Source organism: Ruegeria sp. HKCCD6428 (assembly GCF_013110595.1).
In the GTDB taxonomy this organism is placed as follows: Bacteria; Pseudomonadota; Alphaproteobacteria; order Rhodobacterales; family Rhodobacteraceae; genus Ruegeria.
Window position 1 is genome coordinate 592,986 of sequence record NZ_WVQX01000001.1, and the last position, 24,133, is coordinate 617,118.

General features: G+C 57.1%; 28 protein-coding genes and 1 tRNA gene. 17 read left to right on the top strand and 12 right to left on the bottom strand.

Annotated features, from left to right (window positions below; translation table 11 throughout):
- Position 1 precedes the first annotated feature (1 nt).
- The 4 genes from GS620_RS02895 to GS620_RS02910 all read right to left on the bottom strand — a co-directional run bounded on the left by GS620_RS02895 (position 2) and on the right by GS620_RS02910 (position 3,089).
- Positions 2–877 (bottom strand): branched-chain amino acid ABC transporter permease, encoded by an 876-nt coding sequence (locus GS620_RS02895; RefSeq protein ID WP_171613982.1) that lies wholly within the window; start codon positions 875–877, stop codon positions 2–4.
- Positions 878–952: 75 nt separating this feature from the next.
- Entirely contained in the window at positions 953–1,981 is a 1,029-nt protein-coding gene (locus tag GS620_RS02900) for an alcohol dehydrogenase catalytic domain-containing protein (protein ID WP_171613985.1), read from the bottom strand.
- A 200-nt stretch (positions 1,982–2,181) separates the two neighbouring features.
- Positions 2,182–2,739 carry a hypothetical protein gene (locus GS620_RS02905; protein ID WP_152457959.1) on the bottom strand — a complete coding sequence of 186 codons (558 nt, stop codon included), beginning with the start codon at positions 2,737–2,739 and terminating at the stop codon, positions 2,182–2,184.
- Between the two features lie 260 nt (positions 2,740–2,999).
- A tRNA-Ser gene (locus GS620_RS02910) sits at positions 3,000–3,089 on the bottom strand.
- Positions 3,090–3,212: 123 nt separating this feature from the next.
- Between GS620_RS02910 and GS620_RS02915 the strand changes: the two genes are divergently transcribed.
- The 9 genes from GS620_RS02915 to GS620_RS02955 all read left to right on the top strand — a co-directional run bounded on the left by GS620_RS02915 (position 3,213) and on the right by GS620_RS02955 (position 10,667).
- A complete protein-coding gene (locus tag GS620_RS02915; RefSeq protein ID WP_171168195.1) occupies positions 3,213–4,055 on the top strand; it encodes a DUF2059 domain-containing protein in 843 nt (280 codons plus the stop codon).
- Positions 4,055–4,855 carry a DUF2059 domain-containing protein gene (locus GS620_RS02920; protein ID WP_171362865.1) on the top strand — a complete coding sequence of 267 codons (801 nt, stop codon included), beginning with the start codon at positions 4,055–4,057 and terminating at the stop codon, positions 4,853–4,855. The genes GS620_RS02915 and GS620_RS02920 overlap by 1 nt, the downstream gene beginning before the upstream one ends.
- Before the next feature lie 219 nt (positions 4,856–5,074).
- The gene (locus GS620_RS02925; RefSeq protein WP_152457962.1) at positions 5,075–5,686 is read left to right on the top strand and encodes a 50S ribosomal protein L21; all 612 of its coding nucleotides are present in this window, start codon (positions 5,075–5,077) and stop codon (positions 5,684–5,686) included.
- Positions 5,687–5,697: 11 nt separating this feature from the next.
- Entirely contained in the window at positions 5,698–5,967 is a 270-nt protein-coding gene (rpmA, locus tag GS620_RS02930; protein WP_039535512.1) for a 50S ribosomal protein L27, read from the top strand.
- Between the two features lie 95 nt (positions 5,968–6,062).
- The gene (locus GS620_RS02935) at positions 6,063–6,671 is read left to right on the top strand and encodes a LysE family translocator (RefSeq protein ID WP_152457963.1); all 609 of its coding nucleotides are present in this window, start codon (positions 6,063–6,065) and stop codon (positions 6,669–6,671) included.
- Positions 6,668–7,204 carry a GNAT family N-acetyltransferase gene (locus GS620_RS02940; RefSeq protein WP_152457964.1) on the top strand — a complete coding sequence of 179 codons (537 nt, stop codon included), beginning with the start codon at positions 6,668–6,670 and terminating at the stop codon, positions 7,202–7,204. The genes GS620_RS02935 and GS620_RS02940 overlap by 4 nt, the downstream gene beginning before the upstream one ends.
- Before the next feature lie 38 nt (positions 7,205–7,242).
- Positions 7,243–8,277 (top strand): GTPase ObgE, encoded by a 1,035-nt coding sequence (obgE, locus tag GS620_RS02945; protein WP_171228752.1) that lies wholly within the window; start codon positions 7,243–7,245, stop codon positions 8,275–8,277.
- Positions 8,265–9,371 carry a glutamate 5-kinase gene (gene proB / locus GS620_RS02950; RefSeq protein ID WP_171613987.1) on the top strand — a complete coding sequence of 369 codons (1,107 nt, stop codon included), beginning with the start codon at positions 8,265–8,267 and terminating at the stop codon, positions 9,369–9,371. The genes obgE and proB overlap by 13 nt, the downstream gene beginning before the upstream one ends.
- A gap of 33 nt (positions 9,372–9,404) precedes the next feature.
- Entirely contained in the window at positions 9,405–10,667 is a 1,263-nt protein-coding gene (locus GS620_RS02955) for a glutamate-5-semialdehyde dehydrogenase (RefSeq protein ID WP_171613989.1), read from the top strand.
- Here GS620_RS02955 and GS620_RS02960 read toward each other — a convergent pair.
- Positions 10,664–11,260, bottom strand: a complete 597-nt coding sequence (locus GS620_RS02960; protein ID WP_171204754.1) for a histidine phosphotransferase family protein — start codon at positions 11,258–11,260, stop codon at positions 10,664–10,666. The genes GS620_RS02955 and GS620_RS02960 overlap by 4 nt on opposite strands.
- Before the next feature lie 43 nt (positions 11,261–11,303).
- Between GS620_RS02960 and GS620_RS02965 the strand changes: the two genes are divergently transcribed.
- The 5 genes from GS620_RS02965 (at position 11,304) to tsf (ending at position 15,110) form a co-directional block, all read left to right on the top strand.
- A complete protein-coding gene (locus GS620_RS02965) occupies positions 11,304–11,486 on the top strand; it encodes a DUF3553 domain-containing protein (RefSeq protein ID WP_171613991.1) in 183 nt (60 codons plus the stop codon).
- A 108-nt stretch (positions 11,487–11,594) separates the two neighbouring features.
- The gene (locus GS620_RS02970) at positions 11,595–12,350 is read left to right on the top strand and encodes a GNAT family N-acetyltransferase (protein ID WP_171613993.1); all 756 of its coding nucleotides are present in this window, start codon (positions 11,595–11,597) and stop codon (positions 12,348–12,350) included.
- Positions 12,337–13,191: a 1-acyl-sn-glycerol-3-phosphate acyltransferase gene (locus GS620_RS02975; protein WP_171613995.1), complete on the top strand. Its 855-nt coding sequence runs from the start codon at positions 12,337–12,339 to the stop codon at positions 13,189–13,191. Before GS620_RS02970 ends, GS620_RS02975 begins: the two co-directional genes overlap by 14 nt.
- A 166-nt stretch (positions 13,192–13,357) precedes the next feature.
- On the top strand, positions 13,358–14,158 hold the full coding sequence (gene rpsB / locus GS620_RS02980) for a 30S ribosomal protein S2 (protein ID WP_152457971.1): 801 nt from the start codon (positions 13,358–13,360) through the stop codon (positions 14,156–14,158).
- A 76-nt stretch (positions 14,159–14,234) separates the two neighbouring features.
- Entirely contained in the window at positions 14,235–15,110 is an 876-nt protein-coding gene (tsf, locus tag GS620_RS02985) for a translation elongation factor Ts (protein ID WP_152457972.1), read from the top strand.
- A 366-nt stretch (positions 15,111–15,476) separates the two neighbouring features.
- Here the strand turns inward: tsf and GS620_RS02990 are convergent, their stop codons facing one another.
- Together GS620_RS02990 and aroQ are read right to left on the bottom strand one after the other, a co-directional pair.
- On the bottom strand, positions 15,477–16,232 hold the full coding sequence (locus GS620_RS02990) for an autoinducer binding domain-containing protein (protein ID WP_152457973.1): 756 nt from the start codon (positions 16,230–16,232) through the stop codon (positions 15,477–15,479).
- On the bottom strand, positions 16,229–16,678 hold the full coding sequence (gene aroQ, locus GS620_RS02995) for a type II 3-dehydroquinate dehydratase (RefSeq protein ID WP_152457974.1): 450 nt from the start codon (positions 16,676–16,678) through the stop codon (positions 16,229–16,231). The genes GS620_RS02990 and aroQ overlap by 4 nt, the downstream gene beginning before the upstream one ends.
- A gap of 456 nt (positions 16,679–17,134) precedes the next feature.
- On the opposite strand from aroQ, the gene GS620_RS03000 reads away from it, so the two are divergent.
- Positions 17,135–17,953 (top strand): SDR family oxidoreductase, encoded by an 819-nt coding sequence (locus tag GS620_RS03000; protein ID WP_171613997.1) that lies wholly within the window; start codon positions 17,135–17,137, stop codon positions 17,951–17,953.
- A 28-nt stretch (positions 17,954–17,981) separates the two neighbouring features.
- On the opposite strand, the gene GS620_RS03005 is transcribed toward GS620_RS03000, so the two are convergent.
- Complete coding sequence (locus GS620_RS03005; protein ID WP_171613999.1) at positions 17,982–18,611, bottom strand: 2-hydroxychromene-2-carboxylate isomerase; 630 nt, start codon at positions 18,609–18,611, stop codon at positions 17,982–17,984.
- A 197-nt stretch (positions 18,612–18,808) separates the two neighbouring features.
- Between GS620_RS03005 and GS620_RS03010 the strand changes: the two genes are divergently transcribed.
- Positions 18,809–20,041: a serine hydrolase gene (locus GS620_RS03010; RefSeq protein ID WP_171614001.1), complete on the top strand. Its 1,233-nt coding sequence runs from the start codon at positions 18,809–18,811 to the stop codon at positions 20,039–20,041.
- Positions 20,042–20,092: 51 nt separating this feature from the next.
- Complete coding sequence (locus GS620_RS03015) at positions 20,093–20,962, top strand: acyl-CoA thioesterase II (RefSeq protein ID WP_171614003.1); 870 nt, start codon at positions 20,093–20,095, stop codon at positions 20,960–20,962.
- On the opposite strand, the gene GS620_RS03020 is transcribed toward GS620_RS03015, so the two are convergent.
- The 4 genes from GS620_RS03020 to pstB form a co-directional block, all read right to left on the bottom strand.
- Positions 20,959–21,726, bottom strand: coding sequence for an SDR family oxidoreductase (locus GS620_RS03020; RefSeq protein ID WP_171204760.1), 768 nt, complete (start codon positions 21,724–21,726; stop codon positions 20,959–20,961). The genes GS620_RS03015 and GS620_RS03020 overlap by 4 nt on opposite strands.
- 187 nt (positions 21,727–21,913) lie before the next feature.
- Complete coding sequence (gene phoB, locus GS620_RS03025) at positions 21,914–22,603, bottom strand: phosphate regulon transcriptional regulator PhoB (RefSeq protein ID WP_152457978.1); 690 nt, start codon at positions 22,601–22,603, stop codon at positions 21,914–21,916.
- Between the two features lie 12 nt (positions 22,604–22,615).
- Positions 22,616–23,317, bottom strand: a complete 702-nt coding sequence (gene phoU / locus GS620_RS03030; RefSeq protein ID WP_171115921.1) for a phosphate signaling complex protein PhoU — start codon at positions 23,315–23,317, stop codon at positions 22,616–22,618.
- A 16-nt stretch (positions 23,318–23,333) separates the two neighbouring features.
- On the bottom strand, positions 23,334–24,131 hold the full coding sequence (pstB, locus tag GS620_RS03035) for a phosphate ABC transporter ATP-binding protein PstB (protein WP_152457980.1): 798 nt from the start codon (positions 24,129–24,131) through the stop codon (positions 23,334–23,336).
- Positions 24,132–24,133 lie beyond the last annotated feature (2 nt).

Genomic DNA, 24,133 nt, shown 5'->3' on the forward strand with positions numbered 1-24,133 from the left:
CTCAGACCTTTTTGACCCGAACCTGACTGAACAACCCGTTGGGGCGAAAGATCAGCACGGCAAGCAGCAGGGCGTATGGCGCGATCTGGCTGTAACCCGCCGCGATATAGCGGCTGGCGAAAGGCTCGATCACCCCGACGACAAGACCACCGGCCAGCGCCCCGGGCAGGCTTCCGAACCCGCCGATGACGGCGGCGGCAAATGCCTTGATGCCCAGCAATCCTGTTGTCGGATCCACGGCGCCCTTGGCGGCGAACAGAATGCCTGCAATCCCCGCCACGATCCCGGCCAGCGCCCAGATGAACCCCTGAACCCGCTTGACAGGCACGCCCATGTAATACGCCGCCAGCTGGTTTTGCGACGCCCCCTGCATCGCCAGCCCAAGTTTGGAGCGTTTGAAAAAGACGTAAAGGCCCCATGTCAGCAGGATGGTCACGACGATCACGGCGACATCCTCCAGCCCCAGCACAAGGCCGCCAAAGCGCAGATCTTTCCCCGCCAGCGGGTTTTGCAGTGTTTGCGGTTCGTGCCCCCAGATCAATCCGGCCACGAAACGGATCACGAAGCCCAGGGCGATGGTCAGGATAACAACGGCGGTCTGACTTTCGCCAAACAGGCGACGGATGATCAGGCGATCCAGAAGATATCCCAATGCCCCCATGATCCCCAGTGATATCGGCAGGGCCAGCCAGAACGGCAGGCCCATGTACTCGGTGTTGGTCAGGCCGATGGTGACAAAGGCCCCCAGCATCATGAAATCGCCCTGCGCGAAATTTACCGCTTCGGTCGCCTTGTAGATCAGAACAAAGCCAAGCGCGATCAGGCCATAGACACACCCGTTTGCCAGTCCGCTGATCAGCAGCTGTGCGTTATCCAAACTGTCCTCCCTCGACCGGTTTGCCGGTGTCGCGTTCTGCCCGCGCGTATCCTGCGGTGACGCGGGTTTGTTCTACTATGGCGTGATAATCACCTTGCCGTCACTCTTTTTCAGCGCATCCGCCAGATTTGGCACAAGATTTTTCAGCCTAAGATGTTCTGAAACATCCGTTTTCCAGCGTCCGTCGGCAAACCGGGCCTGAACCTCGGCCACGACGCGCATCTGATCGGCGGGCGGGGTCGACATCATCCAGTTTGTCAGCCAGAAGCCTTCGATCCGCTTGCTCATGAAGATCAGTTGTCCGGTCTGCGTCAGCGTCGGCGCCTCGGTAGACAGCTTGCCATAACTGATCCAGCGCGCCCGGTTGGGCATGGCGCAGAACAATTGTTCAGACAACTGGTCCGTCACGGCATCCAGAAACACGCGCGGTTTCAGCTGCGCGCTCAGATCCGCAAACTTGGCGACAACGTCTTCATCGGTTGTCACCAGCACTTCGGCCGCGCCAAGGTCTTTCAACATCCCTGTCGTCTCGGCCCGGCGCACCAAGGCGATCGGCTTCAACCCCAGGTCGCGGCCAAGGCTGCACATCAGCTTGCCCAATTGGCTGGTCGCGGCTGATACGACAAAGGCATCTCCATCAGCCTTGGCCATATCCACCATGGCCATCGCCGTCATTGGATTGACGATCTGAGCAGCCCCATCATCGTCCGAGATATCAGGGCGCAGAGGGATGCACATCTGCATCTGCGTGACGACATATTCCGCCCAGGCCCCCGATCCGGCGGCGACGAACGCGACGCGTTGCCCTTGCAGGGCCTCGGCGCCCTTTCCTGCGGCCACGACGTCTCCGCATCCTTCAAAGCCGGCGGGGGATCCCTTGACCCTTGGCTGCCCGTATTCACCTTTGATGAAATGCAGATCGGACGGATTGACCGAAGCCGCGCGCAAACGGATCAGCACCTGGCCCGGGCCGGGTTCCGGCGTGGGAACTTCGGCTCCTTCCAACCAGTCGGCGGCGTTTTCAATGGCCGGTCCGGTGGCCGTACCGGAATACCCGTTATGCTTAAGGATTGCGGCGAACATAGTCTGTGGCAGGTCGGTCATCGGTTGATCCTCGAATTTGGCTGAATCAAAGCGCGCCCCTTGTCCGAAAAGCCTCAGACCAGTCGGGCAGGGCGCGGGCTTTTTGTCAGGCACAGCCAATCAAAAGCCGCGCAAGAGGTCAATTCAACGACACCGTAACGTAGGGGCAGCGCAGATGCGCCCCAGGGCAAAGGCCGACCCGTGGATCGGCCTTCAACACTTTACTGTTGGGTCAGCAGGTTGGTCAGTTCCTGAATTTTCTGAACAATCGTTTCAGGCGAATCCTTGATATCATTCACAATCTTGATCGCCTGATCTTTCAGATCGGTGGCCAGAGTGCTGTCCTGAAGGGATGTCATAATGCCATCATAGTCGAAGTTGGTCGGGTCCAGCTTGCCTTCCTGAATCCATGAGTTCAGCAACTCCTGCCCTTGACCGGCCAGCGCGGCCACCTGATCGCTGGCCTCCTGAGCCGCATCAGAGGCCTGATCCGCCACCGATGACGCCGCTTCGCTTGCCTGATCTGCAACCGATGACGCCGCTTCTGTAGCTTGGTCCGTCAGCGACGAAGCTGCTTCGGCGGCTTGTTCGGTCGCTGCATCGACAGCGTCAGAGGCAGCGTCCTGTACAGATGAAGCTGCGTCTGTCACCGCTTCGGCGGCTTCTTCTGCCGCGGTTTCCAAACGCTCGGCGGGTGTGGGTTCGGGTTGATTCAGGTAATAGTATCCGCCGGCGCCAATTGCGGCGATGACGATGGCAAGAATTAGAGTACGCGACATGTGTGTCTCCTTTGGAAATTGTGTCGCCGGGATGCGCTAAAAATAACTCAGGTACAAAGGGGAATTCCCGATAATTCTCAGCAGAATAGAGTATAAGCCGGGCTATGCTCATTGTCCTTTGAAACGCGGCAAGAACACGCCGGCACAAAGATGTCGCGCCCTGTTTTGGCGGCGATCCGCCGGGAATGGCCCGCAGGCGCAACCAATTTTCGGGCGTTTCTAGTGGGCCAAAAGGCAGCATTGGGCCAGCATCGGAAAAGTGGCGGAGAGACAGGGATTCGAACCCTGGGTGGGCTTGCACCCACAACGGTTTTCGAGACCGCCCCGTTCGACCACTCCGGCACCTCTCCGCGGGGGTCTGTGAGGGGGGGATTTAGTGAGGAACGGGCAGGGGTGCAAGCAGAAAATTCGGGAATTGAAGAAACCCGGGATTTTCCGTTGCCTGCCAGCGCAAAACTCCTAGTCTGATATCCATGATACAGTTTGTACGCCGCTCCGCCTTTTGGTTTCTGGCCCCGCTCTTTGCGCTTGTTCTGATCCCGTTGGAACTTTCCGCCGCCAGCCGTGATCGGATAGAGGCCTTTCTGACCACGACCGGGTTTGACGTTGCCCTGGAAAGCATCGCGCTGAGCTCGAGGTCTGCCCCCCAGATGCTGGGGATTGATCCCGATGGCTTCGGTTCGGACTGGACGCGTCTGGCAGACGAAGTCTTTGACGTCGGCGCCATGCACGAGACCGCGGTTTCCATCCTCGAACAAACCCTGAGTGATGAGGCTCTGACACACGCGGTTGACTTTTATGCATCGGATCTGGGTCAGCGCTTGGTAGAGGCCGAAAACGCCTCGCATATGCTCGAGGACGATGAGGCCAAGCAGCTGGAAGGCCAAAAAATCATCGCAGACTTGATCAAGGACGGATCGCAACGGGTCGAAAGTTTCAAGCGTATGAACAAGGCGATCGATTCGACCGGTACCGCAGTGCGGGCCCTGCAAGAAATTCAGGTGCGTTTTCTTCTGGCAGCCAGCGCATCAGGTGTCATTGACCTGCAACTTGATGCGGATGAATTGCGTGCGCTGATGAAGCGGAACGAAGCCGGTATGCGCCAGTCGCTGCAACTGTCCAGCCTTGCGGGGGCAGCGTATACCTATCAGGACTTTTCCGATGCGGATGTCGACTCGTATGTCGAGGCGCTGGAACAACCCCTGATGCAGGAAGTGTATGAACTGCTGAACGCGATCCAATACGAAATCATGGCCATGCGGTTCGAAGTACTTGCGGCCCGAATGGCCGAACTGCATCCCGCGCAGGATATTTGATGCACCGCGTTTTTCTGGCGATTGCGTTTGTTCTGTGGGGCGCTCAATTGCTGGCCGATCAAAGGGTCGACCGGCTGGCGCAGGCCATGCATCTTTCGCATGTGATGGAAATTCTCGTACAGGAAGGTCAAGGGCACCGCGAGGAACTTGACGAAACGCTGTTGGACAATACCGGCGGCGCCTATTTTGAAGCGCAGGTCAAAGATATTTACGACCCGGTCTGGATGCAGAAATTCCTGACGGATGCCTTTGAGGCGGGTCTGTCCGTTGCGCAGCTTGATCAGGCGATCCTGTTTTTCGAAAGCGATCTTGGTCAGACGATCGTGTCGCTGGAAAACTCGGCCCGGCAGGCGATGTCGGACCAGGCCATCGAGGACATGGCCCGCGAAGCTTACGAGTCCGTTGAGCGCGATTCGACTCGTTTCGAGTTGGTCGATGAGTACATCCGGGCAAATGACCTTGTCGAAAAGAACGTTCATGGGGCGCTGAGTTCCGACTACAGCTTCTTTCAGGGTCTTGATGTCGACGCGCAAGGCGACGATCAGGAATTGCTGGCCGAACTTCTGTCACAGAAAGAAAGCCGCGCAGCGGAAACCGAGGCGTGGCTTTATTCCTTTCTTCTGATGGCCTATCGGCCGTTGAACGAGACCCAGATGCGTGAGAATATTGCGTTCTCCAGAACCGAAACCGGGCGCGCCCTGAATGAGGCGCTGTTTGACGGCTTTGACCGGATGTTCAACGATATCTCTTTCCGGTTGGGGCGGGCGGTCGCACAGACACTCAGGGCGTCTGATCTCTGACGACGCTTTGGTGTTGACTTTTCCCGGCGATCTATGGATAAGCGCGCATCCCGGCCGGTTTTCCGTGCCGGGTATCGTTATTATTTGACCCTTGGGATGTCCTGATGGTCATTCACACAGCCCGAAAAGGGCGCGCTGTTCGAGGTGGCTTTCAAGTGTCTTGGAGCCGGAAACTCCCGAAAGGGGACCACAGAACGCGGTTAGACAAAGGAAAGACGCATGTTTGCGGTCCTCAAGACTGGCGGCAAGCAGTACAAGGTTCAGGCGGGTGATATCCTCCGCGTTGAAAAGTTGGCTGCCGACGCAGGTGAAAAAGTTCAATTCAACGATGTTCTGATGCTGGGTGGCGACGCTCCGGTTGTTGGCGCACCGTTCATCGAAGGCGCAGGCGTTCAGGCCGAAGTTATCGAACAGATCAAAGGTGACAAGGTCATCAAGTTCGTCAAGCGTCGTCGTAAGCACAGCTCGAAGCGTACCGTTGGCCACCGTCAGAAGCTGACACTGGTCAAGATCACCGACATCCTGTCGTCGGGCGCTGACAAGTCGGGCATCAAGGCTGCAACCGGTTCGGCTCCGGCTGGCGAAGCGGCACCTGCTGCAAAACCTGCCAAGAAAGCCGAAGCCAAGGCAGAGGCACCTGCCGCTGCTGCTGCGGACGATCTGACCAAGCTGAACGGTGTCGGCCCTGCCGCTGCCAAGAAGCTTGCCGAAGCCGGTATCGAGAGCTTTGCCGCTCTGGCCGCCTTGTCGGACGAGCAGATTGCTGCTATCGAAACGGTCAAAGTGAAACCCGAATGGGTTGAGCAGGCCAAAGAGCTGGCCAAAGGCTAAGGAGAGAGAGAATGGCACATAAAAAAGCTGGCGGTTCCTCCCGTAACGGCCGCGACTCAGCGGGTCGTCGCCTTGGCGTCAAACTGTATGGTGGCCAGGCTGCCATCGCAGGCAACATTATCGTGCGTCAGCGCGGCACCAAGTTCTGGCCGGGCGAAGGCGTAGGCATGGGCAAGGATCACACCATCTTTGCAACTACTGATGGCGCCGTGAAGTTCCACAAGGGGCTCAAAAACCGCACCTTCATTTCGGTCCTGCCAGTGGCGGAGGCCGCAGAGTAAGCCGAAACCCAGAAGGTTTAAGAAAAATTCATGGGGGACCGGCACAAAGTGCCGGTCCCTTTTTCGTTTTAACGCAGTCGTGATCAAACAAACCGATGACAGTTGCAACCACCAGTTTCCTGATCTTTGCCGCCAGCCAGGTCGGCACGCCGGGACCGGCCAACATGGTCCTGCTGGGTACTGGTGCGCGTTTTGGATTTCGCGCCGCGTTGCCTTTTGTCGGGGGTGTTATCCTTGGGAAGCAGTTGATCATTTGGCCGGTCGGCTTTGGATTGCTGCATCTCGCGGATCAGGCACCCGCGGTGTTTACGGTGCTTAAATACGCGTCAGCGGCCTATATTTTTTGGCTGGCGTGGAAGATCGCCAACACGCGTTTGTCGCGACAACAGGCTGAAGGGAACGCCCCCGGCTTTCTGGCCGGGCTGATTGTTCATCCGCTCAACCCCAAGGCCTGGGCCATGATCATTGCCGGGTTCACCGGGTTCGTGGCTGCGGGCACCCCCAGTTTCGAAGCGACGGTTACGATTGCTCTGTGTTTGTTGTTTTGCCAGGTGATCCTTCATCCGATCTGGACTTTTGCGGGCGATAGAATTGCCCATGCGGTTGAAGGACGACCCGTTGAAAAATATCTGATGTGGACGTTGGCAGGCCTTACGGTTGCGTCCGTACTTTTCGTGTTGTTCGGAGGAGGAACACACCCATGAAACTTGAAACAATAATAAATCAGCCGGTCATAGAAACCGAGCGGTTCGATCTGCGCCCTCTGCGTCGGTCGGATATGGGGCTGATCGAGCACTATGCCGGTGATGAGCGTGTGGCGCGCATGACGACGAGTATCGCGCATCCTTTGGCCCCCGGCTCGACCGAGGCCTTTGTGACGCGCTCGATGGCCGAGGACCGGGACGAGGACGTCTGGGTCATGGATGCCACCAAGGACGGCGGTCCGGAACTGATTGGTCTGATCACGCTGAAGCGGCTGGATCGGAACCAGTCCGAAGTGGGCTATTGGGTGGCGCCGATCTACTGGAACACCGGCATTGCGTCGATGGCTGTCGAAGCGCTGGTAAATGCCAACCCGCTGAAAAACGCGACGATGTTTGCCAGCGTGTTTCAGGACAATCCGGCCTCGGCCCGGGTCCTGACTCATTGCGGGTTCCAGTATCTTGGCGATGCAGAAAGCTATTCGGTGGCGCGTGATGCGAATGTGCCCACCTGGACATACAGTAAAAAACTCTGACTTGTGGCCGATGGGGCCTTTGCAGTAGGGGACAGACCATGAAATTTCTCGATCTTGCAAAGGTCTACATCCGGTCCGGGGCCGGCGGTAGCGGCTGCGTCAGCTTCCGACGCGAAAAATACATCGAATACGGCGGCCCTGATGGCGGGGACGGCGGTAAGGGCGGGTCTGTCTGGGCCGAAGTCGTGGACGGGCTGAACACCCTGATCGACTTCCGGTATCAGCAGCATTTCTTTGCCAAGAACGGCCAGCCGGGCAGGGGCCAGCAACGTACCGGCAAGGATGGCGATGACATTGTCCTGCGCGTGCCTGTCGGCACCGAGATCCTGGACGAGGATGAAGAAACCGTCATCTGCGATCTGACCGAGGTGGGTCAGCGCGTTCTTCTGGCAAAAGGGGGCAATGGCGGTTTCGGCAATCTGCACTTCAAATCGGCCACCAACCAGGCCCCCCGGCGTGCAAATCCGGGGCAGGCGGGCATTGACCGCACGATCTGGCTGCGTCTGAAGCTGATCGCCGATGTAGGGCTGCTGGGCATGCCAAATGCAGGCAAATCGACCTTTCTTGCAGCCACGTCAAACGCGCGGCCCAAGATCGCGGATTATCCGTTTACCACGCTGCACCCAAATCTGGGTGTCGTGGGGGTCGACAACGTGGAATTCGTGGTGGCTGACATCCCCGGCCTGATCGAAGGCGCGCATGAAGGACGCGGGATCGGAGACCGCTTTCTTGGTCATGTTGAGCGCTGCGCCGTGCTGTTGCATCTTGTCGATGGTACCTCGGAAACGGTTGCCGATGATTACCGCACAATTATCCACGAGCTTGAGGCCTATGGCGGCGAGCTGGCCCAGAAACCCCGGATCACCGTCCTGAACAAGGTCGATGCACTGGATGACGAAGAACGTGATTTGGCCAAAGCCGAGCTTGAAGAGGCCGTTGGCGGCCCGGTGATGATGATGTCCGGTGTTGCTCATCAAGGTGTAACCGAGGTTTTGCGCGCGTTGCGCGGCCAGATCGATGACAATCGTGTGCGTCAGAAACCCGCTGAGGAGGCGCAGCCTTGGCAACCCTGACTTCAGCGCGCCGATTGGTTGTCAAAATCGGGTCGGCTTTGCTGGTTGATCGCGAAACCGGCCTGTTGCGCAAGGAATGGTTGTTTTCGTTGGCGCAGGATGTCGCGTGGCTCAAGGGGCAGGGGACAGATGTAATCCTCGTCTCGTCCGGGTCGATTGCACTGGGCCGCGGCGTTTTGCGTCTGTCCATGGCGACATTGCCATTGGAAAAGTCGCAAGCTGCCGCTGCCGTCGGGCAAATTCGTCTGGCGCGCGCATATGAAGAGGCGTTGACACCTCATGGGATCACCACGGCGCAGGTTTTGGTGACATTGGAGGACAGCGAGGATCGCCGCCGCTATCTGAATTCACGCGCGACCCTGGAAACTCTGCTGGGTTTGGGTGTCGTGCCGATCGTCAACGAAAACGATACCGTGGCAACGGATGAGATCCGGTATGGCGACAATGATCGTCTGGCCGCGCAAATTGCCGTGACCGTGGGGGCGGATCAGTTGATCCTGCTGTCGGATGTCGATGGATTCTATTCGGGTAATCCGAACGAGGACGCCTCGGCCACGCGTTTCGAAACGATCGACAAGATCACGCCCGAGATCGAAGCCATGGCGGGCGATGCGGGCTCTGGCCTGTCAAAGGGCGGAATGAAGACAAAGCTGCTGGCCGCCAAGATGGCCACCGGGGGCGGATGTGCGATGGCGATCACTGAAGGATCGGTTCTGAATCCTCTGAAAACGCTGGGAAATGGCGCGAACTCGACGTGGTTTACCGCAACGCTGGACCCGCATGCTGCGCGCAAACGTTGGATTTCGGCCATGAAACCGCGTGGCGAAATCACCATCGATGAAGGGGCTGCCAATGCGCTGGCAAATGGCAAAAGCCTGTTGCCCGCGGGTATTGTTGAAGTGACCGGCGATTTCGGGCGCGGCGACCCTGTCGCGATCCTTGACCCCAAGGCCCGCCGGCTGGCGCAGGGGATCAGCCGTTACACCGCGCAGGAGGCTGACGCGATCAAGGGGCGCAAGTCGTCCGAGATCGAGGCGACACTTGGATATCCCGGCCGTGCGGCCTTGATTCACCGGGATGATCTGGCCCTGTAAATACTGAAAAAGGTGACCTGAAAGGCACGCGACATGAAAGATTTCGACAGCATTCCCGCTCTGATGGCTGATCTTGGGAAACGTGCCAAAGCGGCATCGCGCGATCTGGCTTTTGCAAACCCAGAACGCAAACATGCCGCCCTGATTGCAGCGGCCGACGCGGTTTGGGCCAATCGGGCGCAGATCATCGAAGCCAACCGGAAGGATCTGGAGTTCGGCCGCGAGAAAGGTCTGAGCCCCGCGATGATGGATCGGCTGATGCTGGATGAGGCGCGTGTTCAGGGCATGGTCGATGGTCTGCGCGCAGTGGCTGATCAGACCGATCCGGTGGGCGAAGTGCTGGCCGAATGGGACCGCCCGACAGGATTGAAAATCCAACGCGTACGCACCCCGCTGGGTGTGATCGGCGTGATCTATGAAAGCCGCCCCAATGTCACGGCCGACGCAGGTGCGCTGTGTCTGAAATCCGGAAATGCGGTCATTCTGCGCGGCGGCTCCGAGAGCTTTCATTCTTCGACAGCAATTCATGCCTGCCTGGTCGAGGGGCTGAAGGCCGCCGATCTGCCGGAAGATACGATTCAACTGGTGCCGACACGTGACCGTGCGGCGGTTCAGGAATTGCTGACCATGACCGACTATGTCGACGTCATCGTTCCGCGCGGCGGCAAGGGGTTGGTCGGGCTGGTCCAGCGTGAGGCCCGTGTGCCTGTTTTTGCCCATCTTGAAGGCATCGTGCACATCTATGTCGACAAGGCCGCAGATCCGCGGAAAACGCTGGACGTGGTGTTGAACGCCAAGACACGCCGTACCGGGATCTGCGGCGCTGCCGAATGCCTGCTGATCCATCAGGACGTCGCCGAAACGCTGGGGCGTGACGTGATTGCCGCGTTGCTGAAAGCAGGGGTCGAGGTTCACGCCGAAGGCGCACTTGCGGTCGAGGGTACAATTCCCGCTACGGCGGAGGATTGGGGAAAAGAGTTTCTGGACAGCGTGATCGCGGCCAAGCCCGTCGCCGATATCGATGCTGCCATTGCGCATATCCAGCATTACGGGTCGAACCATACAGATTGTATCATGACCGAGGATGACACGGCCGTGGCCCGTTTCTTTGAGCGTTTGGATAGCGCGATCCTTATGCACAACGCTTCGACTCAGTTCGCCGATGGTGGTGAATTCGGGATGGGCGCCGAGATCGGTATCGCCACGGGCAAAATGCATGCCCGCGGCCCGGTGGGGGCCGCCCAATTGACCAGTTTCAAATATCTGGTGCGCGGGAACGGAACAATTCGGAATTAAAAACGCAGCACAAGGCGGGTCGCGGCGGTTTCCACGGAAACGCGTCGACCCATCGCATTTGCCGTTTCCGGCAGCAGAGCGAACTGGACCTGCGCGGGGGTAATCTTGTTGGGGAACCGGCCGGTTGCAACGTGTTTCCATAAGGTATTGTCTACGTTCAACTTGTCGGCAGTTCCGGTCACTGTCCAATTGGTGCCTTGGTTCTCGATCTCAACCTCTCCGCCCATCGGCATGGCACTTTCGCAGCACATGAGCGCAAGGAACGCCAGCTTGATTTGGTTGCGCGGCATGGGCTCGGTCATAAACCAGTTTACCCGCACCCGTCCGGTGCGTTCGATGTCCTTGAGCAGTTCGGCCACTTCGGCCCGGCCCAGCGGCTGTTCTCCTGCTGATCCGAAGGCAACCCGAAAAAACCGGATACGCGCGCCCGCACTGCCGACGCTGCCCGAGATCAACTCCATCTCGGGGCCCTGGACAGCACCAACCATGTCCAACAGCTCCAGCCCGTTGGTGATCGCCCCGATCGGGCTGATCAGATCGTGGCAGATCCGTGAGCCGATCAATTCAGCCAGGTTGACGTTCGTGTTGCCCATGCGTACCTCCTGCGGTATCTGCCGCTGGAACCGGAAGCCCCAAATGACAGACATGAATGCTATTCTTGCACCGGGCATGTTTGTTCGCCACCCGGATTTCCCCGAATGGGGTGTCGGACAGGTTCAGTCCAACATCGCAGGCAAGATCACCGTTAACTTTCGCGAGCAGGGGAAAGTGGTAATCGACGGAATACGCATCGCCCTGATGCCGGTCTTTGATCCGTGAAACTGGTTTAAGAAGAGTTAACGGAAAAGACCAGATCTCCACTTGTTGCCTTCCCCCGAAGAACTGAGGTATCAGCCGCGTTGATAAAACAGGATTGATAAGTCTGACATGCCGGACGCTGGCCCCTCGTTCACGATCAAACTGGCGGAAACCCAGGACGAACTGCGCGCAGCGCAGCGGTTGCGTTATGACGTATTTGTGCGCGAACTCGACGGCGGAGGGGCTCTGGTCGATCATGTGGCCAGGCTGGAACGGGACCGGTTTGATCCCTATTTCGATCACATGCTGGCCATTGATGATGCGACCGGAGAAGTTGTCGGCGTTTACAGGCTGTTACCGGGTGATCGCGCCGCTGAATTGGGGCAGTTTTATTCCGAAGACGAATACGATCTGAGCGTTCTCAAGCAAAGTGGCCGCAAGTTGCTGGAACTGGGCCGGTCGTGCCTGCACAGGGACTACCGGGGCGGTACGGCCATGTATCATCTCTGGAATGGTCTCTCTCGCTATGTGGCCGAACGCCAGATCGAAGTTCTGTTTGGCGTCGCCAGCTTTCACGGCACGGATGTTCAGGAACTGGCCCAGCCGCTGTCGATGCTGCATCACAATCATCTGGCGCCGCCAGACCTGCGGGTGCGCGCCCAGCCGAGCGTGTTTCAGACCATGGATCTTGTCGCACCGGACGCGCTGGATCGTCGCCGTGCCATGGTACAGGTTCCGGCCCTGATCAAAGCCTATCTGAGGCTTGGCGGGTTTGTGGGTGAGGGGGCGTTCATCGATCATTCCTTCAACACCACCGATGTGTGCCTGATCCTGGATACGACCCGTATGAACGAGCGGCAGAAGCGCATTTATGGCGGGGCTTGATCCGGTGAATGATCCGCTTTGGAACAGTGAGGATGCGCCGGATCCGATCGAACTGGGTTTTGTCGGCTGGATTCTTGTGATCCTGAGGGGCTTGCCCTTGGCCATCCTTGTGTTCGGTGGGCTGCTTGTTCTGTTGGCCATTCGACTGATCGAGTTGCCACTTTGTGGTGTTCGTCGCCCCGTTACACCGTTCATCAGCCAGTTCGTGTGCCGAAACGCGTTCCGAATCCTGGGAATCGGATTTCGCTGCTCGGGCGCGTTGATGAAGCAACACGGTGCCGTTGTCGCCAATCACACATCCTGGCTGGATATCTTTGCCCTGAACGCCCGAAAAAGGGTCTACTTCGTGTCCAAGGCAGAAGTTGCGACCTGGCCGGGTATCGGGTGGTTGGCACGGGCCACCGGGACCGTATTCATCGAAAGGGATCGCAAAAAGGCGCGCGAGCAGACGGCGATCTTCGAAGAACGCCTGAAGGCCGGACACAAGCTGTTGTTTTTCCCCGAAGGCACCTCGACCGACGGATTGCGTGTTTTGCCATTTAAAACAACGCTCTTTGCCGCTTTCTTCGCAGACGAGCTGCGGGATTTCATGTATGTTCAACCGGTCTCGGTGGTGTTTCACGCGCCGAAAGGTCAGCCTGACCGGTTCTATGGCTGGTGGGGCGATATGGATTTCGCGCCCCATCTGCTCAAGACATTGGGCGCGCGCAGGCAGGGGTCCGTTGAGCTGATCTATCACGCTCCCGCCCGGGTCAGGGATTTCGCCAACCGCAAGGAACTGGCGGCCCATTGCGAGGCGGCAGTGCGCCACGCGCATGCATTGGCGCGGCTTGAAAAATAAGGCTTTGACCCTTGCACTGCCTTTAAACCTGCCGTATACGCGCGCCATTCAAACCCGCAGGCGGGGTTTGGGCCTTGTAGGGGAGACATCCCTATCTGGCCCGCCGGTTGGAGCATTCGCTTCTTTCACCCCCGCCGAGGCGTAAACCGGAAAAGGAAAACATAGCATGGCTCTTCCCGAGTTCACCATGCGTCAGCTGCTGGAAGCTGGCGTTCACTTCGGCCACCAGACACAGCGTTGGAATCCCCGCATGGGCCCGTTCATCTACGGCTCGCGCAATGGCATCCACATCATGGACCTGACCCAGACCGTTCCGATGCTGGACCAGGCTTTGCAGGCCGTTCGTGACACCGTTGCCAAAGGTGGCCGCGTTTTGTTCGTTGGTACCAAGCGTCAGGCTGCTGGCCCGATCGCAGAAGCGGCTGAAAAGTCGGCTCAGTACTACATGAACCACCGCTGGCTGGGCGGCACGCTGACCAACTGGAAAACCGTTTCCCAGTCGATCAACCGTCTGAACCAGATCGACGAAGCGATGGAATCGGGCGCCGAAGGCCTGACCAAGAAAGAGCGTCTGGGCATGGAGCGTGACCAGGCCAAGCTGCAGGCTTCGCTGGGCGGTATCCGCGAGATGGGCGGCGTACCTGATCTGCTGTTCGTCATCGACGTCAAGAAAGAAGCACTGGCCATCGCCGAAGCCAACAAGCTGGGTATTCCGGTTGTGGCTGTTGTCGACACCAACTGCTCGCCCGACGGTGTTGATTACATCATCCCTGGCAACGATGACGCAGCCCGCGCGATCTCGCTGTACTGCGATCTGGCCGCACGTGCCGCTCTGGACGGCATGACCGCTCAGCTGGGTGCCGCTGGCGTTGATTTGGGTGAATTCGAAGAAGCGCCGGTTGAAGAAGCCGTTGCGGAAGAAGCACCCGCTGAAGAAGCTGCTCCGGAAGCCAAAGCCGAAGCGTAAGCTGCCCGTCACGTAAATGACATATGGGGCAGGGTAGACCTGCCCCAATTCCATTTGAATTGAGGAGAGCCTAAAGATGGCAATCACAGCAGCAATGGTTAAAGAACTGCGCGACTCGACCGGCGCAGGCATGATGGACGCGAAAAAAGCGCTGACCGAAACCGGCGGCAACATGGATGAAGCCGTTGACTGGCTGCGCACCAAAGGTCTGGCTAAGGCGGCCAAGAAATCGGGCCGTACCGCAGCTGAAGGTCTGGTTGCAGTGCATGTCGATGGCGGCAACGGTGTTGCTGTTGAAGTGAACTCGGAAACCGACTTTGTCGCGAAAAACGCCGAGTTCCAGGAAATGGTCGGCAAGATTGCATATGCGGCTGAAGGCGTCGACAATGTAGAGGAACTGCTGGCAGCAGATCTGGGCGGTAAGTCCGTCGCGGACACCCTGACTGACAAAATCGCCACCATCGGTGAAAACATGTCGGTGCGTCGCATGGCGAAACTGTCGGGCGACACCGTTGTGTCCTATGTCCACAATGCGGCCACCAACGGCATGGGCAAAATCGGCGTTCTGGTTGCTTTGACCGGTGGCGACGAAGCGATTGGCAAGCAGGTTGCAATGCACATCGCGGCTGTGAACCCGGCGGCCCTGTCCGAAGCAGACATGGACCCGGCAGTTGTCGAGAAAGAAAAGCAGGTCCAGATGGACATCGCCCGCGAATCCGGCAAGCCGGAGCAGGTGATCGAAAAGATGATCGAAGGCCGCATGAAGAAATTCGTCGCGGAATCGACTCTGCTGAACCAGCAATTTGTCGTGAACCCTGACCTGACCGTCGAAGCAGCGGCCAAGGAAGCAGGCGCGACCATCACCGGCTTCATCCGTCTGGAAGTTGGCGAAGGCATCGTGGTTGAAAAAGAAGATTTCGCCGCCGAAGTCGCCAAAGCCGCGCAAGGCTAAAAGGGCACAGGGAAAGTACCAGCAACGGCCTTTCCCAACAAATCTAAAGGGTTACGCACTGCGTAACCCTTTTTTCTGCCATCGGCGGATTTCAAAATTCTGAAATGAAGAGAAGAATTGGAGGGCCCCGCATGATGGGGATGGTCGAGGCCCCCCAAAATTCCGACACCGGTACGCGGACAAATAGGCGCCCCCTTGTCAGAGTGATCGGAGAGCTTTGTTATTGCAAAGATCCAATCCAATGTTCCCTGGCTAAAGCCACCACTCACGGAACACTCTCACTTTGCAACTTTTCCGATTGGTTTGAAAAGTAGTGATTTCCTTACCTAGGGTAAACTGACGCGGGATAGCGTCAAAATATTGCGGTTATGCTTCCATAATGAACATCTGGTTGTGCAGTGACGCCTTGAGAACCGCTTGCGCCGTCGTTTCGACCGAAAGCGCCTCGCGCGCGAGTCGCAGGTGCTTTTCCACCGTTGCAGATGTCAGACCCATCAGCAGCGCGATGTCCTGAGTGGTTTTCCCGTCACCAACCCACTGCAAAGCTTCGCGTTGGCGTTTGGTAAGTGCCCGGTTCGGCGGATGGAACGGCAATGTCAGGATTTTCAGGTGGGCGACATTGTTCATAAGTAGAATGTCGTCGCCGTGCTCTTCCCAGACCGCATCCACATCCTCCTGGCTCAACCCATTATTGGCCGACAGGGAAATCGCCCCTTTCGAGCGCATGGAAACCGAGTTGAAGCTGACGGTATAACCGGAAACCACGCCCATGGATTTGTTGAACTCGAAAACTTCGCGTTCCTTCGCGGTCATCGTCCCGCCCGAGTTCATGTCCTGCAACATTTTCCAGCTGGCGGCGCCTTCGTTGTCCAAGGCCCACTTCAACATAGGAGCGTGAAAATACAGACCATCCTTGATGAACCCGTCCACATAGGCCCGTTTGTGGTTCGTCAGGATTACGAAATCTTCTGGATCACCCAGAGACGTGGCCGTCCGGAATTGCGTGTACCCATAGATCAGGCGGGTAAAACCAAATTCAGCCATTTGGCGGCAATGTGCATCCCACAGGTCTTCCAGGGTTTTGGCGTAGCTGACAAACCGAAGATATTCCTTGAGCTTCATGTCGTGCTGCCTGCTTTCAGATGAGCCGCGAGCGCATCCAGCGCGAGGATATAGCTGTGGGCACCGAATCCACAGATCTGACCCAGTGCGACAGGGGCTATGTAGGACCTGTGCCGAAACGTTTCCCGGGCATGAATGTTGGAAAGATGCACTTCGACAACCGGCAGTTCCACCGATGCAATCGCATCCATAAGGGCAATCGACGTATGCGTGAACGCGCCTGCGTTCAGTATCAGCCCGCTTTGTACACCGCGGGCCGCGTGAATGGCGTCAAGCAGCACACCTTCGTGATTGGATTGCAGGTGGGTGACGTCCAGCCCAATGGAGGCGCCATGCTGAACGCAACGATCCTCGATCATATGTAGTGTCGTACTGCCGTAAACCTCGGGCTGCCGTGTTCCAAGCAGGTTGAGGTTTGGGCCATTCAATACCAAAACGTTATGCATGTTTTCACGATCCCCATAGTTGGTTCATAGACGCGATAAGGCCGGGTTGTCTACCTGACTTTGGTGGATTGAATACAGAGAGTTGCCCTGAAAACAGACCTTGAGATGGAAGAGGAAACCAAGTTCAGTCCTTCGACACGACGACACCGCGCGTCCGTTTGGACTTGGGCCGTACCTTTTCGTCCGTTTTTCGATTGCGGGAAAACAGGTTTTCGGGCGCATTGTCGTCGGTATCAGTATCGGAACATTGGAACTATCCGGGCTTACCAGCCGGCGCTTTGCGACGCTGAGTAATCCTTGCAAACCGTCTCTGATGCGATTGAAGATTGTCATGTGGAGTTTTGGTGCAACCCGGTTTCGTGCCAACGCAGCGGGCGGCTGATCGCCGCAAAGACAACAAGGCTTTGAACCGGGCCGGAATGCAACCGAAATCAGATTTAGCAGAGGAACATGACAATGACCCCCGATACCCTTTTCTCGCTGCCCGGCAAAACCGCATTGGTCACCGGAGGCGCCACGGGTATCGGTCGGATGGCCGCAGAGGCGTTGGTCAGTGCCGGCGCGCGCGTGTTGATTGCTTCTCGAAACGGGGACGCCTGCGTCGCGGCCGCCGCCGAGCTGAATGCACTGGAGGCACCGGGAAGTGCCGAAGGGTTTGCCGGAGACATCAGCAGCGAGGCAAGTATCGCTAAACTGGTTTCGGACATTCAGGAGCGGACAGAAAGGCTTGATATTCTTATGAATAACTCTGGCGTGACCTGGGGGGCACCCTTGGGCCAGTTTCCGTATGACGCGTGGGACAAGGTGATGTCGGTCAACGTGGCCGGGGTATTCGAGCTTACTCAGAGGCTGCTGCCGATGTTGATGCAATCCGGAACCGCAGACGATCCGGCCCGTGTCGTGAACGTCGGATCCGTGATGGGAGAGGTTCCCATGGGGGATGGCGCCTATAGCTATTCAGCCTCGAAAGCTGCGGTTCTGCATTTGACAAAAATCATGGCCAAGGAACTTTCGCCTTACCACGTGACGGTCAACGCGCTGGCTCCGGGGCCGTTCGTATCGCGGATGACAGCCTTTGCTACGGCGGATGAGGACAAGCGTGAAAAGGTCGGCAAGTCAGTGCCTCTTGGGCGCGTCGGCTGTGATGAAGATATAGCGGGGTGCGTGCTGTTTCTGTGTGGACGCGGGGGCAGTTATGTAACCGGTTCGATCATCCCGGTTTCTGGTGGGATCAACGTTGTAACGTCGGGCAATATCTTTGCCGAAGCTTTCTAAGTCGCGCTGCGATCAAAACCGATCCCGTTCACAACGTGTTGGATTTGTGTCGTTTCTTGTTTTTCGACAGTTCAATTTCCAGGTTCGGCAAGCTGTTCTTGCCAAAGAACATTTCAGAGCCGTAAAACAGGCTGGGAACGCCAAAAACGCCGCGGCGCACGAACGATTTGGTCTGATCCTTCAGATCCTGTTTGATTTCAGGGCTTGTCATGGCCTCGCGCAGCTTGCGAACCGGCAGTTCATTTTCCTGTAGAATGTCAATCAGAACGGCCAGTTCATCCGCCTTTTGGCCATGCACCCATATGGCATCAAAGATGGCGTTTATGTATTTGATTTCCCATGATTTACCACTAGCGAACCGGGCGCCGCGCATCGCAAATTTCGTATTGATCGGAAAATGCGGGCTCATGTGAAAGCTCAGCCCGCGACGCCGCGCGAACCGATGCAAGTCATGAGTAAGATAGGCGGTTTTCTGGCGGTTTTCGGAAAACGCCTGAAACGGGCTCTGGTTGTGCGTTGCCTTGAAAACAACAGGCAGAAGGACAGGGGAAAACGTGATCTTGGCACTATGCCGCGCGGCCAGCTCTGGCAGCATCTTGTGGGCCAGAAAGGCATTTGGGCTGCAAAAATCGTAAACGAAATCTATGCTTTGCGTCATGCTATTCCTCCAGGCCAATCCGGCACGTCGCCGTCCAACAATTTACAAGCGAATCTGTGACGGTTTCACTGTATCACTTGGATTTAAGGCGTGCCTCTTGGCTCTGCTTGTATAACCATTCATTTCAGCCCGGGTTTTGCTGTTGTTTCAGGCCCTACGCGTACACGATGTTAGTCAACTTCTGGTGGAACTCAAAAATGCTTCGAAAACAAGTCATGTTCGATGAAACGCGCCTGAACCGGATTCGCATCTGGATGGACAGCTATGTTGAGCAGCGCAAGTACGCGGGTTCGTCCTTTTTGCTGAAGCACAATGGGGATGAGGTCTTTTTCCACGCCAGCGGCCTTCGAAATCTTGAAGAGGACTTGCCGTTCCAACGCGATACGCTGGTGCGCATCTACTCGATGACCAAACCCGTCACGTCTGTTGCCTTGATGATGCTGGCGGAACGTGGGCTGTTTCACCTCGACGCGCCGCTGTCGGATTTCCTTCCCGAGTACAAACAGATGCAGGCTCTGGTACCCGGCGCGGACAAGCTGGATCAAACCGAGGACGCGGCAAGCCCGACCCTTCATCAGTTGCTGACCCATACCAGCGGTTTCAGCTATCCGTTCAACCCCGGGATCCTGCCGGAGGCGATGGATGAAAAGGACCTTATATTTAAACCAAATCAGGGTCTTCTGAAAGATCGCGTACGTGAACTGGCAGAGTTACCCTTGGCTTTCCAGCCGGGAACACGGTGGGAATATTCGGTTGGAACCGATGTGCTTGGGCGCGTTGTCGAGGTCGTCTCGGGACAGACCCTGGAACAATTCTTCCGGCAGGAAATCTTGGCGCCCCTCGAGATGCGCGAAACCGGGTTTTCCGTGCCCGACGGGGCAGGGGGCCGGTTCGCCTCGCTTTATACGCCGCTGGCCGGCGACGCGATGGCGTTGAATTCCGCAGATCAGGGAGGCGATACCTTGCGGCTGGTGGATGCCCACGAAACCTCTCCATTTGCGAATGCGACAACGTTCTCGGGCGGCGGCGGGCTGGTTTCCACAATCGATGACTATGTCAAATTCGTCGACATGCTTCGCAATCGCGGGTCCGGCAACGGGCATCAACTGCTTGGCCCGAAAACGGTGGACTTCATGATGCGCAACCACTTGCCGGGCGATATCGCTTCGATGGGACCAAAGAGCTTTGCAGAACAGCCCATGGAAGGCATGGGATTTGGCCTTGCAGGGTCGATTGTCCTCAACCCGGGTCGGGTGCGCGTGCCCGGATCCGTTGGTGATTTCAGCTGGGGTGGCATGGCCTCGACCTATTTCTGGATCGACTGGCAGAACGATCTGACGGCTGTGTTCTTCACGCAATTGTCGCCGTCCAGTTCCTACCCATCCCGGGCTGAACTCAAGGCCTTAGTGCACGCCGCCATGATTGAATGATTTTGCTCAGGCTGATACCCGGGTTTCGATCAATTAGCCCATGAGCAGACAATGACCGAAGCGGAACGCATCTTACTGGACCTTCTGGATATCGAACGACTTGAAGTCGATCTTTTCCGCGGCACAGGATCGGGTGGAGAAACACCGACCCGAATTTTCGGCGGTCAGGTCATTGCGCAGGCCCTGGCCGCGGCATACAGAACCGTGGAAGACCGGTTGTGCCATTCCCTGCACGCCTATTTCATCCGCCCCGGGAATCCAGATAAACCTGTTATTTATCAGGTAGATAGGGCGCGTGACGGTGGGTCGTTCACAACCCGTCGCGTTGTTGCCATTCAAAATGGCAAGCAGATCCTGAATATGTCAGCTTCCTTTCACGTTCAGGATGAAGGTTGGGATCATCAGCATCCGATGCCAACCGTGAATCCTCCACAGACATACCCATCACGTTCCGAGCTTCGACACGCATATGTGGATCGCGTGCCCGAAGGTTTTCGCGGTGAGCTTCTGCGTGAACGCCCGATCGAAGTGCGGGAGGTGGACCATCTGGATCCGTTCAACCCCGAAGTGTCGGACGACCGCAATAAAACCTGGTTTCGCATGGCGGCTGCCGCGTCTGCGGACGCGAAAACTCAACATCTGCTTTTGGCCTATGCGTCTGATATGAACCTGATGTCGTCAGGTTTGCGACCGCACGGGCTGAGCTGGTTTTCCGGAGAGTTCAACGGCGCCAGTCTGGACCATGCTTTGTGGTTTCATGCACCTGTGAAATTTCAGAACTGGCATCTGTATGTGATGGATTCTCCGTGGACGGGGCAGGGACGCAGCTTCAATCGCGGATCGATCTATTCAGAAGACGGAACCCTGGTCGCGTCGGTGGCTCAGGAAGGTCTTATGAGGAAGGTTCAGAGAAAACGTTAAGTATCTGGCGTAAACTGTTGATTCAACTTTCGCATCCCGCCCAGCCAGCGATCGTAGTCAGCCGCTTTGAGTTGCAGATAATCCAAAACCTGCGGATGCGGAAGAACCAGAAATCGTTCTTCCCGGATGGCTTGTACGCAGGTTTCAGCGACGTCATCGGGCTCCAGCATTCCGTCGATCGATGCCACTGAAACCTCATGTCCTTCAGTCATTTTTGACCGAACCGCCTGAGGACAAAGAACCGAAACCCGCAGACCTTTGGCGCCATATGTCAGCGACAGCCACTCGGCAAATCCGACCGCCGCGTGTTTCGTGACACCGTATGGCGCTGCACCCGGTTGGTTCAGCAAACCCGCCGCAGAGGCCGTCGTCAGAATATATCCGCCGCCGCGACCGATCATGCGAGGCACCAAATGGCGCGCGGTCCACACGTGCGACATCACGTTGATTTTCCAAATTTTTTCCCATTGATCATCGGGAACATCCAGACCGCCAAGCGTCAGGATGCCGGCATTTGCGCAGAACAGATCAATTGGGCCAACAGTATCTTCAGTGAAATCAATTAACGCCTTGATCTGTTCCTCATCCGAGACGTCACACGTGAAGGCAACGCCGCCAGTTTGAGTTGCGATGTCACGGGCTCCGGCCTCGTCAATATCCGAACAGATGACGCGCGCACCTTCCTGAGCAAAACGTTCCGCCAAACCCCGGCCAATGCCATCTGCGGCACCGGTCACGATGACAGTTCTATTTCTGAGCTCCATGGCGCATTCCAAAACAAGTCTTATGTGTTCTGGGCAGAGTGTTCGCTTTGCTGCCAAGTTACAAGCGGCCAATAATTACCATAATACCGATTATACGAACACTCGAATGCCGCCACGGAGGCGCCACCCACAAATACGGCTCCTGCCAGAATTCAAACGTTTTTGGCGTCATATGCGCAGGATGTGGTTACCCCAAGGCGTATCCAGCGCCTCGGACGGTTCGTACTGGATCGGTCCCGCCATATTGCGTCAGAGCTTTGCGCAATCGCCCGATATGCACATCAACGGTTCGGGTATCGACATAGATGTCGCGACCCCAAACCCGGTCCAGCAATTGCTCGCGGCTCCAGACCCTACCCGGCTTTTCCATGAATGTGCTGAGAAGACGGAACTCGGTCGGCCCGAGTTTTAGGGGTTTGTTGTCCCGGCTGACCTTGTGCGTCTCGGAGTCAAGAATGATGTCATCGAATTCCAAGCGCAAACCAACGGTCGAAGGACGGACGCGGCGCAATTGCGTGCGAACGCGCGCCATAAGCTCGACCACGGAATATGGCTTGACCACGTAATCATCCGCGCCGGTCTCAAGACCGCGGACTTTGTCGACTTCCTCGGTCCGGGCCGACAACATGATAATCGGGATTGAACGCGTGTCCGGACGGCTTTTCAGGCGTCGGCAGACTTCGATACCGCTCAGATTGGGCATCATCCAGTCCAGAACAATGATGTCCGGACAGTCTTCGTCAACCAACAGCATGGCTTCTTCGCCGTTGCCAGCCTTGGAAACCCGAAACCCTTCAGCTTCAAGGTTGTAAGCCAAAACCTCACGCTGGGCCATTTCATCCTCTACAACCAAAACGGTAGGTTGATCTGCGGACATCTCGCTCGTCTCCTAAACAGTTTGCGACGTGTTGTCAGCCTTGGGCCGGGCTTCGGCCGGGCGGTCGCCGGTGACCAGATACACGACCTGTTCAGCGATCGAGGTTACGTGATCGCCCATGCGTTCGATGTTCTTGGCGATGAAATGCAGGTGCATGCAGGCCGAGATATTGCGTGGGTCTTCGGCCATGAATGTCAGAAACTCCCGGAACAGGCCGTTATACATCTGGTCAACTTCTTCATCACGGTTGATGACGTCTGTGGCCAGTTCCGCATCGCGCTGAATATAGGCATCCAGCGCATCACGCAGCATCCGCTCGACCTCGCGTGCCATACGGCGCAGGGCCGCAGCGCTTCCGTTAATCTCGCTGGCATTGACCAGAACCGTAGTTCGTTTGGCGATATTCTTGGCATAGTCGCCAATGCGCTCAAGGTTGCCGGACACCTTCAGAACCGACAGGATCAGCCGCAAGTCACTGGCCGTGGGTGCCCGCAGCGCAATCAACCTGGCCGTTTCTTCGTTGATCAGTTCTTCAAGCGCGTCGATGGCTTTGTCGCCTTTTCGCACCTCTTGCGCCAACTCTTCATCACGGGTTTCCAGCGAGCGGGCCGCGCCTATGATGGCGGCCTCGACCAGTCCGCCCATCTTCATGATATGCGCTTGGATCGCCTCGAGGTCGCGGTCAAAAGCAGTTGCAATATGTTGTTCGCTCATTGTCAGATACCTGTGCTTAGCCGATGCGGCCTGTAATGTAGCTTTCCGTGCGCGGATCTATCGGATTGGTAAAGATCTGGCCGGTTTCACCGAATTCAACCAGATTACCCAAATGGAAAAAGGCCGTTTTCTGACTGACCCGTGCCGCCTGCTGCATCGAGTGGGTGACGATCACAACAGAAAACCGCGACCTCAGTTCATCGATCAACTCTTCGACCTGTGCGGTCGCAATCGGATCAAGGGCCGAACACGGCTCGTCCATCAACAGAACTTCGGGTTCGGTGGCGACGGCCCGGGCGATGCACAAACGCTGCTGCTGGCCGCCGGAAAGGCCGGTGCCCGGTGCATCCAGACGATCCTTGACCTCATCCCAGATCGCGCCGCGGCGCAGGGATTTTTCCACGATTTCATCCAGTTCCGCCTTGTTGCGGGCCATGCCGTGAATGCGCGGGCCATAGGCCACGTTGTCATAGATCGATTTCGGGAACGGGTTGGGTTTTTGAAACACCATTCCGACCTTGGCGCGCAACTGGACCGGATCGACACGCTTGTCATAGATGTCTTCACCATCCAGCAGGATGTCGCCTTCGACACGGCAGATATCAATGGTGTCATTCATTCGGTTCAGGCAGCGCAAGAAGGTGGACTTGCCACAACCAGATGGCCCGATGAAGGCCGTGACGGTCTTGTCTTCGATCTCAACGCTCACGTCCTTGATGGCATGGGTTTCACCGTAGAAAACCTGTACGTTCTTGGCGTTGATCTTGATGTCTTTGGAGTCCACGGTTCTCTCCACTCGTGTCATGTCGTTCATTC

Excerpts from the sequence above, each read along its gene's own strand:
- GS620_RS02900 (WP_171613985.1), bottom strand. The coding sequence starts at position 1,981 with ATGACCGACCTGCCACAGACTATGTTCGCCGCAATCCTTAAGCATAAC.
- GS620_RS02905 (WP_152457959.1), bottom strand. The coding sequence starts at position 2,739 with ATGTCGCGTACTCTAATTCTTGCCATCGTCATCGCCGCAATTGGCGCC.
- GS620_RS02915 (WP_171168195.1), top strand. The coding sequence starts at position 3,213 with ATGATACAGTTTGTACGCCGCTCCGCCTTTTGGTTTCTGGCCCCGCTC.
- GS620_RS02920 (WP_171362865.1), top strand. The coding sequence starts at position 4,055 with ATGCACCGCGTTTTTCTGGCGATTGCGTTTGTTCTGTGGGGCGCTCAA.
- GS620_RS02925 (WP_152457962.1), top strand. The coding sequence starts at position 5,075 with ATGTTTGCGGTCCTCAAGACTGGCGGCAAGCAGTACAAGGTTCAGGCG.
- rpmA (WP_039535512.1), top strand. The coding sequence starts at position 5,698 with ATGGCACATAAAAAAGCTGGCGGTTCCTCCCGTAACGGCCGCGACTCA.
- GS620_RS02935 (WP_152457963.1), top strand. The coding sequence starts at position 6,063 with ATGACAGTTGCAACCACCAGTTTCCTGATCTTTGCCGCCAGCCAGGTC.
- GS620_RS02940 (WP_152457964.1), top strand. The coding sequence starts at position 6,668 with ATGAAACTTGAAACAATAATAAATCAGCCGGTCATAGAAACCGAGCGG.
- obgE (WP_171228752.1), top strand. The coding sequence starts at position 7,243 with ATGAAATTTCTCGATCTTGCAAAGGTCTACATCCGGTCCGGGGCCGGC.
- GS620_RS02955 (WP_171613989.1), top strand. The coding sequence starts at position 9,405 with ATGAAAGATTTCGACAGCATTCCCGCTCTGATGGCTGATCTTGGGAAA.
- GS620_RS02960 (WP_171204754.1), bottom strand. The coding sequence starts at position 11,260 with ATGGGCAACACGAACGTCAACCTGGCTGAATTGATCGGCTCACGGATC.
- GS620_RS02965 (WP_171613991.1), top strand. The coding sequence starts at position 11,304 with ATGACAGACATGAATGCTATTCTTGCACCGGGCATGTTTGTTCGCCAC.
- GS620_RS02970 (WP_171613993.1), top strand. The coding sequence starts at position 11,595 with ATGCCGGACGCTGGCCCCTCGTTCACGATCAAACTGGCGGAAACCCAG.
- GS620_RS02975 (WP_171613995.1), top strand. The coding sequence starts at position 12,337 with ATGGCGGGGCTTGATCCGGTGAATGATCCGCTTTGGAACAGTGAGGAT.
- rpsB (WP_152457971.1), top strand. The coding sequence starts at position 13,358 with ATGGCTCTTCCCGAGTTCACCATGCGTCAGCTGCTGGAAGCTGGCGTT.
- tsf (WP_152457972.1), top strand. The coding sequence starts at position 14,235 with ATGGCAATCACAGCAGCAATGGTTAAAGAACTGCGCGACTCGACCGGC.
- GS620_RS02990 (WP_152457973.1), bottom strand. The coding sequence starts at position 16,232 with ATGAAGCTCAAGGAATATCTTCGGTTTGTCAGCTACGCCAAAACCCTG.
- aroQ (WP_152457974.1), bottom strand. The coding sequence starts at position 16,678 with ATGCATAACGTTTTGGTATTGAATGGCCCAAACCTCAACCTGCTTGGA.
- GS620_RS03000 (WP_171613997.1), top strand. The coding sequence starts at position 17,135 with ATGACCCCCGATACCCTTTTCTCGCTGCCCGGCAAAACCGCATTGGTC.
- GS620_RS03005 (WP_171613999.1), bottom strand. The coding sequence starts at position 18,611 with ATGACGCAAAGCATAGATTTCGTTTACGATTTTTGCAGCCCAAATGCC.
- GS620_RS03010 (WP_171614001.1), top strand. The coding sequence starts at position 18,809 with ATGCTTCGAAAACAAGTCATGTTCGATGAAACGCGCCTGAACCGGATT.
- GS620_RS03015 (WP_171614003.1), top strand. The coding sequence starts at position 20,093 with ATGACCGAAGCGGAACGCATCTTACTGGACCTTCTGGATATCGAACGA.
- GS620_RS03020 (WP_171204760.1), bottom strand. The coding sequence starts at position 21,726 with ATGGAGCTCAGAAATAGAACTGTCATCGTGACCGGTGCCGCAGATGGC.
- phoB (WP_152457978.1), bottom strand. The coding sequence starts at position 22,603 with ATGTCCGCAGATCAACCTACCGTTTTGGTTGTAGAGGATGAAATGGCC.
- phoU (WP_171115921.1), bottom strand. The coding sequence starts at position 23,317 with ATGAGCGAACAACATATTGCAACTGCTTTTGACCGCGACCTCGAGGCG.
- pstB (WP_152457980.1), bottom strand. The coding sequence starts at position 24,131 with ATGAACGACATGACACGAGTGGAGAGAACCGTGGACTCCAAAGACATC.